This window comes from Pseudomonas sp. 8(2025), assembly GCF_052665325.1.
The window spans coordinates 399796-416581 of record NZ_JBQOIE010000004.1 but is presented as its reverse complement, the minus strand read 5'-3'; the positions used below and the strand labels follow the sequence as shown (position 1 = coordinate 416581).

The 16786-nt window shown below is 65.5% G+C and carries 10 protein-coding genes; 6 read left to right on the top strand and 4 right to left on the bottom strand.

Translation table 11 applies throughout. The annotated features are described in order from the left end of the window. Positions 1-19 precede the first annotated feature (19 nt). The 6 genes from ACUXVH_RS11395 to ACUXVH_RS11370 all read left to right on the top strand — a co-directional run bounded on the left by ACUXVH_RS11395 (position 20) and on the right by ACUXVH_RS11370 (position 12367). Positions 20-1339 (top strand): MdtA/MuxA family multidrug efflux RND transporter periplasmic adaptor subunit, encoded by a 1320-nt coding sequence (locus ACUXVH_RS11395; protein WP_053151414.1) that lies wholly within the window; start codon positions 20-22, stop codon positions 1337-1339. Continuing rightward, the gene (locus tag ACUXVH_RS11390) at positions 1336-4434 is read left to right on the top strand and encodes an MdtB/MuxB family multidrug efflux RND transporter permease subunit (protein ID WP_065363981.1); all 3099 of its coding nucleotides are present in this window, start codon (positions 1336-1338) and stop codon (positions 4432-4434) included. Before ACUXVH_RS11395 ends, ACUXVH_RS11390 begins: the two co-directional genes overlap by 4 nt. A gap of 37 nt (positions 4435-4471) precedes the next feature. Beyond that, on the top strand, positions 4472-7579 hold the full coding sequence (locus ACUXVH_RS11385; RefSeq protein ID WP_019095226.1) for an efflux RND transporter permease subunit: 3108 nt from the start codon (positions 4472-4474) through the stop codon (positions 7577-7579). Continuing rightward, a complete protein-coding gene (locus tag ACUXVH_RS11380; RefSeq protein ID WP_065363982.1) occupies positions 7576-9069 on the top strand; it encodes an efflux transporter outer membrane subunit in 1494 nt (497 codons plus the stop codon). Before ACUXVH_RS11385 ends, ACUXVH_RS11380 begins: the two co-directional genes overlap by 4 nt. 267 nt (positions 9070-9336) lie before the next feature. Continuing rightward, complete coding sequence (locus ACUXVH_RS11375; RefSeq protein WP_065363983.1) at positions 9337-11412, top strand: putative bifunctional diguanylate cyclase/phosphodiesterase; 2076 nt, start codon at positions 9337-9339, stop codon at positions 11410-11412. A 208-nt stretch (positions 11413-11620) separates the two neighbouring features. Then, entirely contained in the window at positions 11621-12367 is a 747-nt protein-coding gene (locus ACUXVH_RS11370; RefSeq protein ID WP_015635506.1) for an SDR family oxidoreductase, read from the top strand. Between the two features lie 225 nt (positions 12368-12592). Here the strand turns inward: ACUXVH_RS11370 and ACUXVH_RS11365 are convergent, their stop codons facing one another. From ACUXVH_RS11365 to mapR, 4 genes are all read right to left on the bottom strand, one after another. Further along, the gene (locus tag ACUXVH_RS11365; protein WP_065363984.1) at positions 12593-13147 is read right to left on the bottom strand and encodes a hypothetical protein; all 555 of its coding nucleotides are present in this window, start codon (positions 13145-13147) and stop codon (positions 12593-12595) included. Positions 13148-13205: 58 nt separating this feature from the next. Next, on the bottom strand, positions 13206-13988 hold the full coding sequence (locus ACUXVH_RS11360; protein ID WP_065363985.1) for a PoNe immunity protein domain-containing protein: 783 nt from the start codon (positions 13986-13988) through the stop codon (positions 13206-13208). A 14-nt stretch (positions 13989-14002) separates the two neighbouring features. Then, positions 14003-15058: a hypothetical protein gene (locus ACUXVH_RS11355; RefSeq protein ID WP_065363986.1), complete on the bottom strand. Its 1056-nt coding sequence runs from the start codon at positions 15056-15058 to the stop codon at positions 14003-14005. Positions 15059-15353: 295 nt separating this feature from the next. Further along, positions 15354-16763, bottom strand: coding sequence for a GntR family transcriptional regulator MpaR (gene mapR, locus ACUXVH_RS11350; protein ID WP_011061157.1), 1410 nt, complete (start codon positions 16761-16763; stop codon positions 15354-15356). Positions 16764-16786: the final 23 nt, after the last annotated feature.

Here is a 16786-nt window from a genome sequence, read left to right as displayed (position 1 = left end):
GAAGCCTCCCACGCGCCCAATGGTTGATCACTCCATGCAATCCTCTGTCTCCCGCAACTCCCGTCGCTGGCTGTTCGGCCTGTTCGTCCTGCTGCTGGTCGTTGGCCTGTGCTGGAAATTCTGGCCGGCCAGTACCCACCAGGAGGCCGCCGGGCAGAAAGCCGCGGCCGGGCATACCGGGCGCAGCGGTAGCATGCGCCCCGGTTTCGGCGGCGCCAGCGGGCCGATCCCGGTGCGGGTGTCACCGGTGACCCAGGGGGATTTCGCGGTGTACTACAAGGCCCTGGGCACGGTGACGGCACTGAACACCATCAACGTGCGCAGCCGGGTGGCGGGGGAACTGGTCAAGGTCAACTTCGAGGAAGGGCAGATGGTCAAGGCCGGCGACCTGCTGGCACAGATCGATCCGCGTCCGTACCAGAACGCCTTGCTCCAGGCCGAAGGCACCTTGCTGCAGAACCAGGCCCAGTTGAAGAACGCCCAGGTCGACCTTGAGCGTTACCGCGGCCTGTACGCCCAGGACAGCATCGCCAAACAGACCCTGGACACCGCCGCGGCGCTGGTGGGGCAGTACCAGGGTACGGTCAAGACCAACCAGGCGGCGGTCAATGACGCCAAGCTCAACCTGGAATTCACCAACATCCGCGCGCCGATCGCCGGCCGCCTGGGCCTGCGCCAGCTGGACGTGGGCAACCTGGTGGCGGCCAACGACACCACCGCGCTGGTGATCATCACCCAGACCCAGCCCATCAGCGTGGCCTTCACCCTGCCGGAAAACAGCCTGGAAACCGTGCTCGCCCGCTACCACAGCGGCGCCAGGCTGGCGGTGGAAGCCTGGGACCGCGGTGACGTGAAGCTGCAGGCCACAGGCGTGCTGCAGAGCCTGGACAACCAGATCGACACCACCACCGGCACCCTGAAGTTCAAGGCGCGCTTCGATAACCGCGACCAGGGCCTGTTCCCCAACCAGTTCGTCAATGTGCGGCTGCTGGCCGATACCCTGAAGAACGTGGTGCTGGCGCCCTCGGCGGCGATCCAGTTCGGCACCAACGGCACCTTCGTCTACGCCCTGGATGGCGACAACAAGGTGAAGATCCGCCAGCTCAAGGTGGGCGCCAGCAACGGCGACTCGACGGTGATCCAGGACGGCCTCAAGGCCGGTGACCGGGTGGTGATGGAAGGCACCGACCGCCTCAAGGACGGCAGCGAAGTGGAAGTGGTCAACGACAGCATCGACGTGCCCACCACCCCCACCGAACACCTGCAAGGGCAGCCCGCCGGGGCACCGGCCGCAGACGGCAAGCCGGTTGATGGCAAGGCGAAAAAGGTCGGCGCATGAATTTCTCGCGGCTGTTCATCCTCCGTCCGGTAGCCACCACCCTGAGCATGCTGGCCATTGTCCTGGCCGGCCTGATCGCCTATCGCCTGCTGCCGGTGTCGGCCTTGCCCCAGGTGGACTACCCGACCATCCGGGTCATGACCCTGTACCCCGGGGCCAGCCCGGACGTGATGACCAGCGCGGTCACCGCGCCCCTGGAACGCCAGTTCGGGCAGATGCCCGGCCTGACCCAGATGGCCTCCACCAGTTCCGGCGGGGCCTCGGTGCTGACCCTGCGCTTCAGCCTCGATATCAATATGGACGTGGCCGAGCAGCAGGTGCAGGCGGCGATCAACGCTGCCACCAACCTGTTGCCCAAGGACCTGCCGGCGCCGCCGGTGTACAACAAGGTCAACCCGGCGGATACCCCGGTGCTGACCCTGGCCATTACCTCCAAGACCATGCTGCTGCCCAAGCTCAATGACCTGGTGGATACGCGCATGGCGCAGAAGATCGCCCAGATCAGCGGCGTGGGCATGGTCAGCATTGCCGGCGGCCAGCGCCAGGCGGTGCGGATCAAGGTCAACCCCGAGGCCCTGGCGGCCAACGGGCTGAACCTGGCGGACGTGCGCGCCCTGATCGGCGCCTCCAACGTCAACCAGCCCAAGGGCAACTTCGACGGCCCGACCCGGGTCTCGATGCTCGACGCCAACGACCAGTTGACTTCGCCCAAGGACTACGCCGAGCTGATCCTGGCCTACAACAATGGCGCGCCGCTGCGCCTGAAGGATGTGGCCGAGATCGTCGATGGCGCGGAGAACGAGCGCCTGGCGGCCTGGGCCAATGAAAACCAGGCGGTGCTGCTCAATATCCAGCGCCAGCCCGGGGCCAACGTGATCGAGGTGGTGGACCGGATCAAGGCGCTGCTGCCGAGCATCACCGACAACCTGCCGGCGGGCCTGGACGTCACCGTGCTCACCGACCGTACCCAGACCATCCGCGCTTCGGTCAAGGATGTGCAGCACGAGCTGTTGATCGCCATCGCGCTGGTGGTGATGGTGACCTTCCTGTTCCTGCGCCGGGCCAGTGCCACCATCATTCCTTCGATTGCCGTGCCGCTGTCGCTGATCGGCACCTTCGGGGTGATGTACCTGGCCGGCTTCTCGGTGAACAACCTGACCCTGATGGCCCTGACCATCGCCACCGGCTTCGTGGTGGACGATGCCATCGTCATGCTGGAGAACATCTCGCGCTTCATCGAGGAGGGCGACAGCCCGATGCAGGCAGCGCTCAAGGGCGCCAGGCAGATCGGCTTCACCCTGATCTCCCTGACCCTGTCGCTGATCGCGGTGCTGATCCCGCTGCTGTTCATGGCGGATGTGGTGGGGCGGCTGTTCCGCGAGTTCGCCATCACCCTGGCGGTGGCGATCCTGATTTCCCTGGTGGTGTCCCTGACCCTGACCCCGATGATGTGCGCGCGGCTGCTCAAGCGTGAGCCCAAGCCTGAAGAGCAGGGGCGCTTCTACCGCGCCAGCGGGGCCTGGATCGACTGGCTGATCGAAAGCTACGGGCGCAAGTTGCAGTGGGTACTCAAGCACCAGTTCCTGACCCTGATGGTGGCCATCGGCACCCTGGGCCTGACCGTGTTCCTTTATATGGTGGTGCCCAAGGGCTTCTTCCCGGTGCAGGACACCGGGGTCATCCAGGGCATTTCCGAGGCGCCGCAGTCGGTGTCCTTCGCCGCCATGAGCCAGCGTCAGCAGGACCTGGCCAAGATCATCCTGCAGGACCCGGCGGTGCAAAGCCTGTCGTCCTACATCGGGGTGGACGGCGACAACGCCACCCTCAACAGCGGCCGCCTGCTGATCAACCTCAAGCCCCACAGCGAGCGCGACCTGAGCGCAGCCCAGGTGATCGCGCGGATCCAGCCCGAGGTGGACAAGCTGCTGGGCATCCGCCTGTTCATGCAGCCGGTACAGGACCTGACCATCGAGGACCGGGTCAGCCGCACCCAGTACCAGTTCAGCCTGTCGTCGCCGGATGCCGAGCTGCTGAGCCTGTGGAGCAATCGCCTGGTGCAGGCCCTGGCCCAGCGTCCGGAGCTCACCGACGTGGCCAGCGACCTGCAGGACAAGGGCCTGCAGGTGTTCATGGTGATCGACCGTGACGCCGCGTCCCGGGTCGGGGTTTCGGTGGCGAACATCACCGACGCCCTGTACGACGCCTTCGGCCAGCGCCAGATCTCCACCATCTATACCCAGGCCAGCCAGTACCGGGTGGTGCTCCAGGCCCAGGCCGGCGAGCGCATCGGACCCCAGGCCCTGGAGCAGATCCACGTCAAGACCACCGACGGCGGGCAAGTGCGGCTGTCGAGCCTGGCCCATGTCGAGGAGCGCCAGGCGCAACTGGCCATTGCCCATATCGGCCAGTTCCCGGCGGTGATGATGTCCTTCAATCTGGCGCCCGGTGTGGCCCTGGGGGAGGCGGTGAACGTCATCGAGCAGGTGCAGCAGGAGATCGGCATGCCGGTGGGCGTGCAGACCCGCTTCCAGGGCGCGGCGGAAGCCTTCCAGGCCTCGCTGTCGAGCACCTTGCTGCTGATCCTGGCGGCGGTGGTGACCATGTACATCGTGCTCGGCGTGCTCTATGAGAGCTATATCCACCCGATCACCATCCTCTCCACCTTGCCCTCGGCGGCGGTGGGGGCCTTGCTGGCGCTGATCCTCAGCGGCAACGACCTGGGCATGATCGCCATCATCGGCATCATCCTGCTGATCGGCATCGTCAAGAAGAACGCGATCATGATGATCGACTTCGCCCTCGACGCCGAACGCCACCAGGGCATGGCCCCGGAACAGGCTATCTACCAGGCGGCGCTGCTGCGTTTCCGGCCGATCCTGATGACCACCCTGGCGGCGCTGTTCGGCGCCGTGCCACTGATGCTGGCCACCGGTTCCGGCGCCGAGCTGCGCCAGCCCCTGGGCCTGGTGATGGTGGGCGGCCTGCTGGTGAGCCAGGTGCTGACCCTGTTCACCACGCCCGTGATCTACCTGTACTTCGACCGCCTGGGCCGGCGCTTCGGCAAGCGTGAAGACGCCCAAGAGGTGGAGGCATGAAGGGCCGCAGCCTGCCTCAAGCCTGGAGCGTGTCGGCATGAACCTCTCCGGCCCCTTCATCAAGCGCCCGGTGGCGACCATGCTGTTGTCGCTGGCGATCATGCTGCTGGGCGGCGTCAGCTTCGGCCTGCTGCCGGTGGCGCCGCTGCCGCAGATGGACTTCCCGGTGATCGTGGTCCAGGCCAGCCTGCCCGGGGCCAGTCCCGAGGTCATGGCCTCCACCGTGGCCACGCCCCTGGAGCGTTCCTTCGGCGCCATCGCCGGGGTCAACACCATGAGCAGCCGTTCCAGCCAGGGCTCGACCCGGGTGATCCTGCAGTTCGACCTGGACCGCGACATCAATGGCGCGGCGCGGGAAGTGCAGGCGGCCATCAACGCTTCGCGCAACCTGCTGCCCAGCGGCATGCGCAGCATGCCCACCTACAAGAAGGTCAACCCGTCCCAGGCGCCGATCATGGTGCTGTCGCTGACTTCCGATGTGCTGGAGAAAGGCCAGCTCTACGACCTGGCCTCGACCATCCTGTCCCAGAGCCTGTCCCAGGTGCAGGGCGTGGGCGAGGTGCAGGTGGGCGGCAGCTCCCTGCCGGCGGTGCGCATCGAGCTGGAGCCGCAGTTGCTCAACCAGTACGGCGTGGCCCTGGACGACGTGCGCAACGCCATTGCCAACGCCAACCAGCGCCGGCCCAAGGGCTCGGTGGAGGATGACCAGCGGCTGTGGCAGATCCAGGCCAACGACCAGTTGGAAAAGGCCCGTGACTACGAGCCGCTGATCATCCACTACAACAACGGCGCGGCCCTGCGCCTGAAGGACGTGGCCAAGGTCAGCGACGGCGTCGAGGACCGCTACAACAGCGGCTTCTTCAACGACGACGCGGCGGTGCTGCTGGTGATCAACCGCCAGGCCGGGGCCAACATCATCGAGACGGTGAACGAGATCAAGGCTCAGTTGCCGGCGTTGCAGGCGGTGCTGCCGGCCAGCGTCAAGCTCAACCTGGCCATGGACCGCTCACCGGTGATCAAGGCCACCCTGCACGAGGCCGAGATGACCCTGCTGATCGCCGTGGCCCTGGTGATCCTGGTGGTGTACCTGTTCCTCGGCAATTTCCGTGCCTCGCTGATCCCGACCCTGGCGGTACCGGTATCCCTGGTGGGCACTTTTGCCATCATGTACCTCTACGGTTTTTCCCTGAACAACCTGTCACTGATGGCGCTGATCCTTGCCACCGGGCTGGTGGTGGACGATGCCATCGTGGTGCTGGAGAACATCTCCCGGCACATCGACGAAGGCATCGCGCCGATGAAAGCGGCGTACCTGGGGGCCAAGGAGGTGGGCTTCACCCTGCTGTCGATGAACGTGTCGCTGGTGGCGGTGTTTCTCTCGATCCTGTTCATGGGCGGGATCATCGAGAGCCTGTTCCGCGAGTTCTCCATCACCCTGGCCGCGGCCATCGTGGTATCGCTGGTGGTGTCCCTGACCCTGACCCCGATGCTCTGCGCGCGCTGGCTCAAGCCTCACACCCCGGGCCAGGAGAACCGCCTGCAACGCTGGAGCCGGCGCAGCAACGACTGGATGATGGGCAAGTACGCCACCAGCCTGGACTGGGTGCTGCGGCACAGGCGCCTGACCCTGCTCAGCCTGCTGCTGACCATTGGCGTCAACGTGGCCCTGTACGTGGTGGTGCCCAAGACCTTCATGCCCCAGCAGGACACCGGCCAGTTGATCGGTTTTGTCCGCGGCGACGACGGCCTGTCCTTCAGCGTGATGCAGCCGAAGATGGAAATATTCCGCCGCGCCGTGCTCAAGGATGCGGCAGTGGAGAGCGTGGCCGGCTTCATCGGTGGCAACAACGGCACCAACAACGCCTTCATGCTGGTACGCCTGAAGCCGATCAAGGAACGCAATATCTCGGCGCAGAAGGTCATCGAGCGCCTGCGCAAGGAAATGCCCAAGGTGCCCGGCGCGCAACTGATGCTGATGGCCGACCAGGACCTGCAGTTCGGCGGCGGCCGCGAGCAGACCACCTCGCAGTATTCCTACATCCTGCAAAGCGGTGACCTGGGCGAGTTGCGCCAGTGGTACCCGAAAGTGGTGACGGCGCTGCGCGCCTTGCCCGAGCTCACCGCCATCGACGCCCGGGAAGGCCGTGGCGCCCAGCAAGTGACCCTGATGGTGGACCGCGACCAGGCCAAGCGCCTGGGGGTGGACATGGACATGGTCACCGCGGTGCTCAACAACGCCTACAGCCAGCGGCAGATCTCCACCATCTACGACAGCCTCAACCAGTACCAGGTGGTGATGGAGGTCAACCCGAAATACGCCCAGGACCCGATTACCCTGAATCAAGTGCAGGTGATCACCGCCGACGGCGCGCGGATTCCGCTGTCGGCCATCGCCCACTATGAAAACAGCCTGGAAGACGACCGGGTCAGCCATGAAGGGCAGTTCGCCTCGGAAAGCATTTCCTTCGACATGGCCGAGGGCGTGACGGTGGAGCAGGGCACCGCCGCCATCGAACGGGCGATCGCCAAGCTGGGCATGCCCGAAGACGTGATCGTCAAGATGGCCGGCACCGCCGATGCCTTCGCCGCCACCCAGAAGAGCCAGCCGTTCATGATCCTCGGCGCGCTGCTGGCGGTGTACCTGGTGCTCGGGGTGCTCTATGAAAGCTACATCCACCCGCTGACCATCCTCTCCACCTTGCCCTCGGCCGGGGTTGGCGCCTTGCTCTCGATCTATGTGCTGGGCGGTGAGTTCAGCCTGATCTCGCTGCTGGGGCTGTTCCTGTTGATCGGGGTGGTGAAGAAGAACGCGATCCTGATGATCGACCTGGCGCTGCAACTGGAGCGGCACCAGGGCCTGGACCCGTTGCAGTCGATCCGCAGCGCCTGCCTGCAACGCCTGCGGCCGATCCTGATGACCACCCTGGCGGCGATCCTCGGCGCCTTGCCGTTGCTGCTGGGCGGGGCCGAAGGCTCGGAAATGCGCCAGCCCCTGGGCCTGACCATCATTGGCGGCCTGGTCTTCAGCCAGGTCCTGACCCTCTACACCACCCCGGTGGTCTACCTCTATCTCGATCGCCTGCGCCACAAGTTCAACCACTGGCGTGGGGTCCGTACCGATGCTGCTCTGGAAACGCCGCTATGACCGACCAATCGTCCCGTCCCGTTACTCTGCTGTCCGCCCAGCGCCTGGCCATGGCCCGGGGCTCGCGGGCCTTGAGCCTGGGCCTGTGCGTGCTGCTGCTCAGCGCCTGCGCCATCGGTCCCGACTACCAGCGCCCGCAGGTGGCCGAGCCGGTGCACTACAAGGAAGCCGAAGGCTGGCGCCAGGCCAACCCCAGCGACGCCCTGGCCCGTGGCGCCTGGTGGGAGCTGTACGGCGATGCCCAGCTCAATGGCCTGATCGACAAGCTCAACAGTTCCAACCAGAGCGTGGCCCAGGCCGAGGCGCAGTTCCGTCAGGCCCGTGCCCTGGTGCGCAGCTCCCGGGGTTCGTTCTTTCCCAGTGTCGACCTGAGCGCCGGCAAGACCCGCGCCAGCCAGGGCACCGGCAGCAGCAGTTCGGCCCTGAGCAGTTCCAGCAGCGGCATTCGCGACACCTACAACACCCAGTTGGGGGTGAGCTGGGAAGCGGACGTGTGGGGCAAGTTGCGCCGTGACCTGGAAGCCAACGAGGCCAGCGCCGAGGCCAGCTTTGCCGACCTGGCGGCCATGCGCCTGAGCCAGCAGTCCGAGCTGGCGCAGAACTACCTGCAACTGCGGGTGATCGATGAGCAGAAGCGCCTGCTGGAGGCCACGGTGGCGGCCTATCAGCGCTCCCTGACCATGACCCAGAACCAGTACCAGGCCGGGGTCTCCGGCAAGGACGCGGTGGCCCAGGCCCAGACCCAGCTCAAAAGCACCCAGGCCGACCTGATCGACCTGATCTGGCAGCGGGCGCAGTTCGAGAACGCCATCGCCGTGCTGATCGGCGTGCCGCCGGCAGAGTTCAACCTGGGCGAGAGCAAGACCATCCCCGTGCTGCCCCAGGTGCCGTTGGGCGTGCCGTCGCAACTGCTGGAGCGGCGCCCGGACATCGCCTCGGCGGAGCGTTCGGTGATTGCCGCCAACGCCAAGATCGGCGTGGCCAAGGCCGCCTATTACCCGGACCTGACCCTGAGCCTGGCCGGCGGCTACAGCAGCAGCACCTACGCCGACTGGATCAGCCTGCCGAACCGCTTCTGGTCGGTAGGGCCGAAACTGGCCATGACCCTGTTCGACGGCGGCCAGCGTTCGGCGGAAGTGGACCGCACCGAGGCGGTGTACGACCAGACCGTGGCCAAGTACCGGCAGACCGTGCTCGACGGTTTCCGCGAGGTGGAGAACTACATGGTCCAGCTCAAGGTCATGGAGGACGAGGCGGGGGTGCGCCAGCAGGCCCTGGATTCGGCCCGCGAGGCCCTGCGCCTGACCGAGAACCAGTACAAGGCCGGGCTGATCGCCTACCTGGATGTGGTCACCAGCCAGACCACTGCCCTGAGCAACGAGCGTAGCGTGCTCAGCCTGTTGCAGAGCCGGCTGATCGCCAGCGTTCAGTTGATCGCCGCCATGGGCGGTGGCTGGGATGGCGAGCTGCAGGCCAGCGAGCAGAAATAGGCCCCTGAAGGCCTTGCAGCAAGGTGGCTGCAAGGCCTGCTCGACAGCCGCAGGCAGGGCGCATCCGAAGCCGCTTGCAACTGCTCGCGACTTCCCGCAAAGCCCATGCCCACAGGGCTTGTAGGGGTATGAGACAGCCGAAAACGGCGTTCTGTCCGACTAATGGCTTTTTGCTAACTTTGTAGATGCGTTCTTCCACGCAATCAGTACAATCTGCGGTTTTGCCCGCCGCGCAGGGATGTCGGCACAACGGCCAAGAGACGCCTCATGCTCATCGGTAGCTACTCCTCCGCACTGGTCCTGATCTCCATTTTCGTGGCGATCCTCGCTTCCTATACTGCCCTCGACCTGACCGGGCGCATTGCCACCACCACCGGCCGTGCCGCTTATCTATGGATGATGGGCGGAGCCCTGGCCATGGGCGTCGGTGTGTGGTCCATGCACTTTATCGGCATGCTGGCCTTCAGCCTGCCCATCGACCTGGGCTACGACATCCAGCTCACCGCCTTGTCGCTGCTGATCTCGATCCTGTCCTGCGGCTTTGCCCTGTGGCTGGTGAGCCAGCCGCGGCTGCCGCTGTGGCAATTGCTGTTCGGCGCGCTGATCATGGGCTCGGGCATCAGTGGCATGCACTACACCGGCATGGCGGCCATGCGCATGCAGCCGGGTATCGACTACGACCCGAGCCTGTTCGGCGCCTCGCTGCTGATTGCCTTCGGCGCGTCGCTGGCGGCGCTGTGGATTGCCTTTCGCCTGCGCCAGAACACCCCCTACGTACGTCTGGCCCGGACCGGCGCGGCGATTGTCATGGGCTTTGCCATCGTCGGCATGCATTACACCGGCATGGCCGCGGCGCGTTTCGCCGATGGCAGTTTCTGCGGCGCCCTGGGCAACGGCCTGAGCGGCAAGGGCCTGGACAACCTGGTGCTGATCACCACCCTGGCGGTGCTGATCATCGCCTTGCTGACCTCGGTGCTGGATGCCCGGCTGGAGGCCCGCACCGCGGTGCTGGCGCAATCGTTGACCGAAGCCAACAAGGAACTGACCCAACTGGCGTTGCACGACACCCTGACCGGGCTGCCGAACCGCATTCTGCTGGCCGACCGCATTGACCAGGCGATGCACCGGGTCACTGCCCATGGTGGCTGTTTTGCGCTGATGTTCATCGATCTGGACGGTTTCAAGCCGGTCAACGACGCCTTTGGCCACCACATGGGCGACCAGTTGCTGCGCGAAGTGGCCCAGCGCCTGCGCGAGGATTTGCGCAGCGAAGACACCCTGGCGCGGATCGGCGGCGATGAGTTCGTGCTGCTGGTGCAACTGGCCGAGCCGGACGATGCCCTGCGCCTGGCGGCACGCCAGGTGGGGCTGGTATCGCGCTCGTTCCGGGTGGCCGAGCACGACCTGCAGATTTCCGCCAGCATCGGCATTGCGGTGTACCCGGGCAATGGCCTGAGTGCCCAGGAACTGCTGATGAACGCCGATGCGGCGATGTACCACGCCAAGGGCACCGGCAAGAATGGCTACAGCTTTTTCGATGCCTCGATGAACAGCAATGCCCGGCGCCAGCTGCAATTGCTGCAGGACCTGCGCAATGCCCTGGAGCATCATCAGTTCCGCCTGCACTACCAACCCAAATTCGACGCTGCCAATGGCCTGCCGGTGGGGGCCGAGGCGCTGCTGCGCTGGGAGCATCCCCAGCATGGCCTGTTGCTGCCGGACAAGTTCATCGAACTGGCGGAAAAGACCGGGCTGATCATTGCCATCGGCGAGTGGGTGCTCAACGAGGCCTGCCGGCAGATGCGCGAGTGGTACGTCCAGGGCTACACCGACTGGCGCATCGCGGTGAATCTCTCGGCCTTGCAGTTCTGCCATGCCGGGCTGGTCAGGAGCGTGGCCAATGCCCTGGAGCGTTACCACCTGCCGGCCAACAACCTGACCCTGGAAATCACCGAAACCACGGCAATGAACGACGCCGATGTCAGCATGCTTGTCCTGCAACAGCTGGCGGACATGGGGGTGGACCTGTCCATCGACGATTTCGGCACCGGCTATTCCAGCCTGATGTACCTCAAGCGCCTGCCGGCCAACGAGCTGAAGATCGACCGCGGCTTCGTCCGCGACCTGGAGCACGACAGCGACGATGCCGCCATCGTCTCGGCCATTGTCGCCCTGGGCCAGGCACTGGGCCTGCGGATCGTCGCCGAGGGCGTGGAAACCGGGGTGCAGCAGACCTTCCTCACCCAACTGGGCTGTGATTCCCTGCAAGGCTATTTCCTTGGCCATCCGCTGCCGCCCGAAGGTTTCATGCAGGGCATCCACCGGGGCGAAGAAAAAGCCTGAGCCTCTCGCCTTGCCGGCTGCGGTCGCGATCTGGCGGCAGTTCGCAGGGATATGGCCGCCGCCCAGGTCCCTGCCGGTTTGCGCCGTCGGTGCGCGGGGCTACCGTGCACTTCTACTGGCTTGATGTGGCACATTTGCGCAGTTTTCATCGCCGCCCGCGCGGTGTTTAATGGCTCGCGTTGAAATGTTCAGTGAGGGAGTCGGCAGCATGGATAAAGTCATCGTCATCACCGGTGGCGGAAGGGGTATAGGCGCCGCCACGGCAGTGTTGGCCGCGCAGCAGGGATTCAAGGTGTGCATCAACTACCAGGCCGACGAGCAGTCCGCCCTGCAGGTGCTCGAACAGGTTCGCGCCCTGGGCGTGCAGGCCATTGCGGTGCGCGCCGACGTCAGCATCGAGGATGAAGTGATCGGTCTGTTCCAGCGGGTCGACAGCGAACTGGGGCGGGTCACGGCCCTGGTCAACAATGCCGGGACCGTGGGCCACAAGTCGCGGCTGGATGAAATGTCCGAATTTCGCATCCAGAAGATCATGAAGACCAATGTCATGGGGCCGATCCTCTGCGCCAAGCACGCGGTGCTGCGCATGTCGCCGCGCCATGGCGGGCAGGGCGGCAGCATCGTCAACGTCTCCTCGGTGGCGGCGCGCCTGGGTTCGCCGGGGGAATACGTCGACTACGCCGCCTCCAAGGGCGCCCTGGACACCTTCACCATCGGCCTGTCCAAGGAAGTGGCGGGCGAGGGCATCCGCGTCAACGCGGTGCGCCCGGGCTATATCTACACCGACTTTCATGCCCTGAGCGGCGATGCCGACCGGGTCAGCAAGCTGGAATCGGCAATCCCCATGGGTCGTGGCGGGCGTCCTGATGAAGTGGCCGAGGCGATTGTCTGGCTGCTGTCGGACAAGGCCTCCTACGCCACCGGCACCTTCGTCGACCTGGGCGGCGGCCGCTGAGCCCCCGCAAGTCCGCGGCCTATCCCGTAGGGGCCGGCTTGCCGGCGAAGGGGCCCTCAAGCCTTGCGCCGACCTTGCAGACGCCTTCGCTGGCAAGCCAGCTCCTACAGCCCCCTCCGAGCTTATGGTCTGCCGTGTAGGAGCCGGCTTGCCGGCGAAGAGGCCCTTGAGTCTTGCGCCGCGCTTGCGGACGCCTTCGCTGGCAAGCCAGCTCCTGCGGTTTCCTCAGCGGGCGCGGCGGCGGCCGGGGCCGATCAGCAGGGCCAGCAATAGCCCCAGTACGCTGGTGCCAAAGCTCATCAACTGTGGCATCAGGAACCCCAGGGTTTCCCCCGGGCGGTTGCAGCTGTAGCCATATCCATCGCCTTGCTCATGGGCCCAGACGCCCGGTGTGGCGCTCACGTCCACAGGCGCCGATGGTGCGGGTTCCTCATTGGAGAACCCCAGGTTCGAATGGCTCGCGCTGCGCCTTTCCAGCTGTTCGATGGCCTGCAACTGGGCGTCGTTGCAGCGGTTCTGCGCCCAATTGCCGACCACCACCAGGACGGACAGAAGAAGCAGCAGCGGCACCGGGTAATAACGCCGGGTCCGCAGCAGGGGCGCCACCACCAGCCCGGCCAGGAAACCCGCCAGCAGCAGATTGACCCAGAACCACGGGCCGCCTTCCCAGCTCGGCGGTATCAACTGCACCAGCAGCGGGGGCAGTACAACGCGGGCGAACAGCAGGCACAGGGCGGCTGCGAGCAGGGTGATCAGCAGGGTCTTGATCCAGGATTTCATGGGCAATGCATAACCTTTAAGAAGGGGCGGTAAACGGGGTCTATCAGTGCTGCGCCAGCTATTGGGGCATCGGCGGCGGGGTAAAGCGCCGGGCGTATTCGAGCATCTCCCGGGGGAAGACCATGTGCTTGACCGCGCTGTCGTCCAGGCCGAACAGGTAGGCCACTGCCGCCGCTTCAAAGGCCCAGTAGCCGAAGTAGGAACCCTCGTCGCCGTCTAGGTGGCTGTCGTGCCATGGGGCCTGTTCGAACGCCTCGTACCACTGGTTGCAGTACTCCACCAGCAGTTCCCGGGGTTCCTCCGGATCTTCGGTGTAGATGGCCCGGATCAGGGGCGTGGAGACGTCGTGGAACCACTGATCAACGTCTTCACGATCCGGCAGGTAGGCCTTGAGCAGGTCCTCGATCAGGGTGTCCTGGCCGCCAAAGCCGGCACGGTCCTGCAGCAGCACCAGGCGCGGTAGCAGGTCGCTGCGTTGCAGCAGGATGCACAGGCTGATGACCTGGACATATTCCTCGTACTCGTCGGGGTAGTCTTCGATGTTCAGCGGCGCGATATCCGGCCGTTCTTCATAAACCCCCATCTTGCGCTGGTAGTCCTCGTAGCCTTCGATCACCCCATCCAGCTCCCGGGCCAGTTGCTCCATGGGTGCACCGCCGGTGTAGCCCAGGATCAGGTGGTGCAGGCGCGCGCTGCGCACATTGGAGGCCTTGAGGGAGGCTTCCTGCTCGGGGCTGTCGGCCATCATCGAGTGGGTCTGCCAGTGGGCCTCTTCGCCGGCCAGGCTTTCGAGGAAGTCGTGGTACTGCTTGTGGCTGAGAAACACTTGTCTGCGGTTCATGTCGGTGCCTTGGCTCAGTACACAGGAATCAGGGTGAAGGGCGCCTTGCGCTGCGAGGTTTCCAGCAGCAGGGTCGGCAGGTCGACTTCGGCGGGCTCCAGGTCAAGCTGCTCCAGCTCTTCTTCCAACTGCTGCGCACCCGCGGGCAGGGCAACGATTGGCCGGCGCAGGTAGGGCCGTGGGTCTTCGCCGTAGTAGACCTTCACCGGGCCCTCGGGGATGCCTTCCAGGCGGGCAAAACCTTCCTGGTCGAGGTTGCCCTCGGCTTGCGAGCCGTCACTGAACACCGCTCGGTAGGCGGCGCCGGACACCGGCTCCAGGTTGGGGTAGTGCAGGTTCAGTTCCAGCCAGTGGCCCTCACCGGTGAGGTGTTCCAGGCCCTGGTTGATGTCCTGGGCGAGGCTTGCGGCGTCGTGGGCCCCGGGTTGTGGCGCGGCGGTGAGGGTCGTTGGGCGCGGTTCCAGGGACGACTGCGGCTTGGGCGCCAGGGCCGGGCCGCGGCTGTGGGCGGCGGCCGAGTTGTTGCGTTGCTCGGCGATCCAGGGGGCAATGCGTTCTTGCACCGACACCATGAGGAACTCGGTGTGTTCGCAGGCTTCGTTGAGGTTGTGCAGCACCAGGCGCTGCTGCTGGGGCGTCAGGCCGTTGAAGGTGCTGGAGGCGCTCACGCCGCGGATGATCTCGGGCAGTTCCTCGGCCAGGCGCACGGGGTCCAGGCACTTTTCCAGCAGCTGTTCGGGGCTGGTCTTCAGGCGGCAGGCCAGCAGGGTGTGGCGGATCAGGTCGAAGAGCTTTTCGGCGTGGCGCTGGGGGGCGCGGTTGATCAGGCGCAAAAGGATCTTCAGGCCGTGCCCGGGGCCGGGAATCCAGCCGATCAGGGCCAGGGCCAGGTCGAAGAAGGCGTCTTGCTCGTCCTTGGGGTTGTTGATGGCGTCCAGTTCGAAGATCGCCTGGATGCAGTCGTAGGCGTTGAGTTCCTGGGTCAGCAGTGGCAGGCGGCCACGTTCGATGGCCTTGATCAGTTCGGCCTTGGCCTCTGGGTAGTCGTCGTAATACAGGTCTTCGACCATGACGTGTTCCTTTCCCTGGAAAATTGGAGCGCGGATGCTGAATGAGTTGAGGGGAGGTGGCAAGGGGATTTGGTTCTTTGATGGGGCGCGTGGGATGGGGTACATATCCATTCCGGCGGGTGCGGCTACTTGCGGTTCCGCTCTTGCAGCGACTCACTCGGCCTGGAGATTGCGCGGTGTGTACCGCCCCGTAGGAGCTGGCTTGCCAGCGAAGGCGTCCGCTCAGGCGCTGCATGGCTTACGGGCCTCTTCGCCGGCAAGCCGGCTCCTACAGGTGCGGGTGGGGCGGTTGTGCTTAAAAGGACCGAATGATCCGCCCCAGGGTTTCCATGGCCTTTTCCGCGGCTTCGTTCCACGGGCTGCCGTAGTTCAGGCGGATGCAGTTGCGAAAGCGCTGGGTCGGCGAAAAGATCGGCCCTGGGGCGATGCTGATGCCTTGGGCCAGGGCCATCTGGAACAGTTTCAGCGAGTCCATCTGCGGCGGCAGCTCCAGCCACAGGAAGTAGCCGCCGGCCGGCTGGCTGACCCGGGTCTGGGCCGGGAAGTAACGGGCGATCGCCGCCAGCATGGCGCTCTGCTGTTCTTCCAGGGCATAGCGCAGCTTGCGCAGGTGGCGGTCGTAGCCACCGTGCTGCAGGTAGTCGGCAATCGCCGCCTGGGCCGGCATCGAGGCACACAACGAGGTCATCAGTTTCAGCCGTTCGATCTTCTGCGCATAGCGCCCGGCCGCGACCCAGCCGATGCGGTAGCCCGGGGCCAGGCTTTTGGCGAAGGAGCCGCAGTGCATCACCAGGCCCTCGGTGTCGAAGGCCTTGGCCGGTTTCGGCGCCTGCTGGCCGTAGTACAGCTCGGCGTAGACGTCGTCTTCGATCAGCGGCACCTGGTGCTGGCGCAGCAGCTCCACCAGCTCCTGTTTCTTCGCCTCGGGCATGCTCGCGCCCATGGGGTTCTGGAAGTTGGTCATGCACCAGCAGGCCTTGATCGGGTGCCGCTCCAGGGTCTGGGCCAGCACCCCGAGGTCGATGCCGTCGCGCGGGTGCACGGGGATTTCCACCGCCTTGAGCTTGAGCCGCTCCAGCACTTGCAGGCTGGCGTAGAAGGCCGGAGCCTCGATGGCCACCAGGTCGCCGGGCTCGGTCACCGCTTGCAGGCACAGGTTCAGCGCCTCCAGGGCGCCGTTGGTGATCAGCAACTCCTCCATGGGCAGCATCAGCCCGGCCACCATGTAGCGCAGGGCGATCTGCCGGCGCAGTTGCGGATTGCCCGGCGACATGTCGGTGACCACCACCCGCGGGTCCATCTCGCGGCTGGCGCTGGCCAGGGAGCGCGACAGGCGCTGCAGGGGGAACAGGGTCGGGCTGGGGAACGCCGAGCCGAAAGGCACGGTGCTCGGGTCCTTGATCGAATCGAGCACCGAGAACACCAGTTCGCTGACATCGACTTCGGTGGATTCATTGACTTCGCTGCTGATCACCGGCTCCGAGAACGGGCTCGGCGCGTGGGCATTGACGAAGTAGCCGGAGCGCGGGCGGGCGCGGATCAGGCCGCGACGCTCCAGCAGGTAATAGGCCTGGAACACCGTCGACGGGCTGACCCCGTAGGTCTGGCTGGCGTAGCGCACCGAAGGCACACGCTGGCCCGGCCCCAGGACCCCGGAGCGGATCAGTTCGGCGATGTCATCGGCGAATTTTTCGTAGCGTTTCATCTGCGGTTGAGGATCCAGTCTGG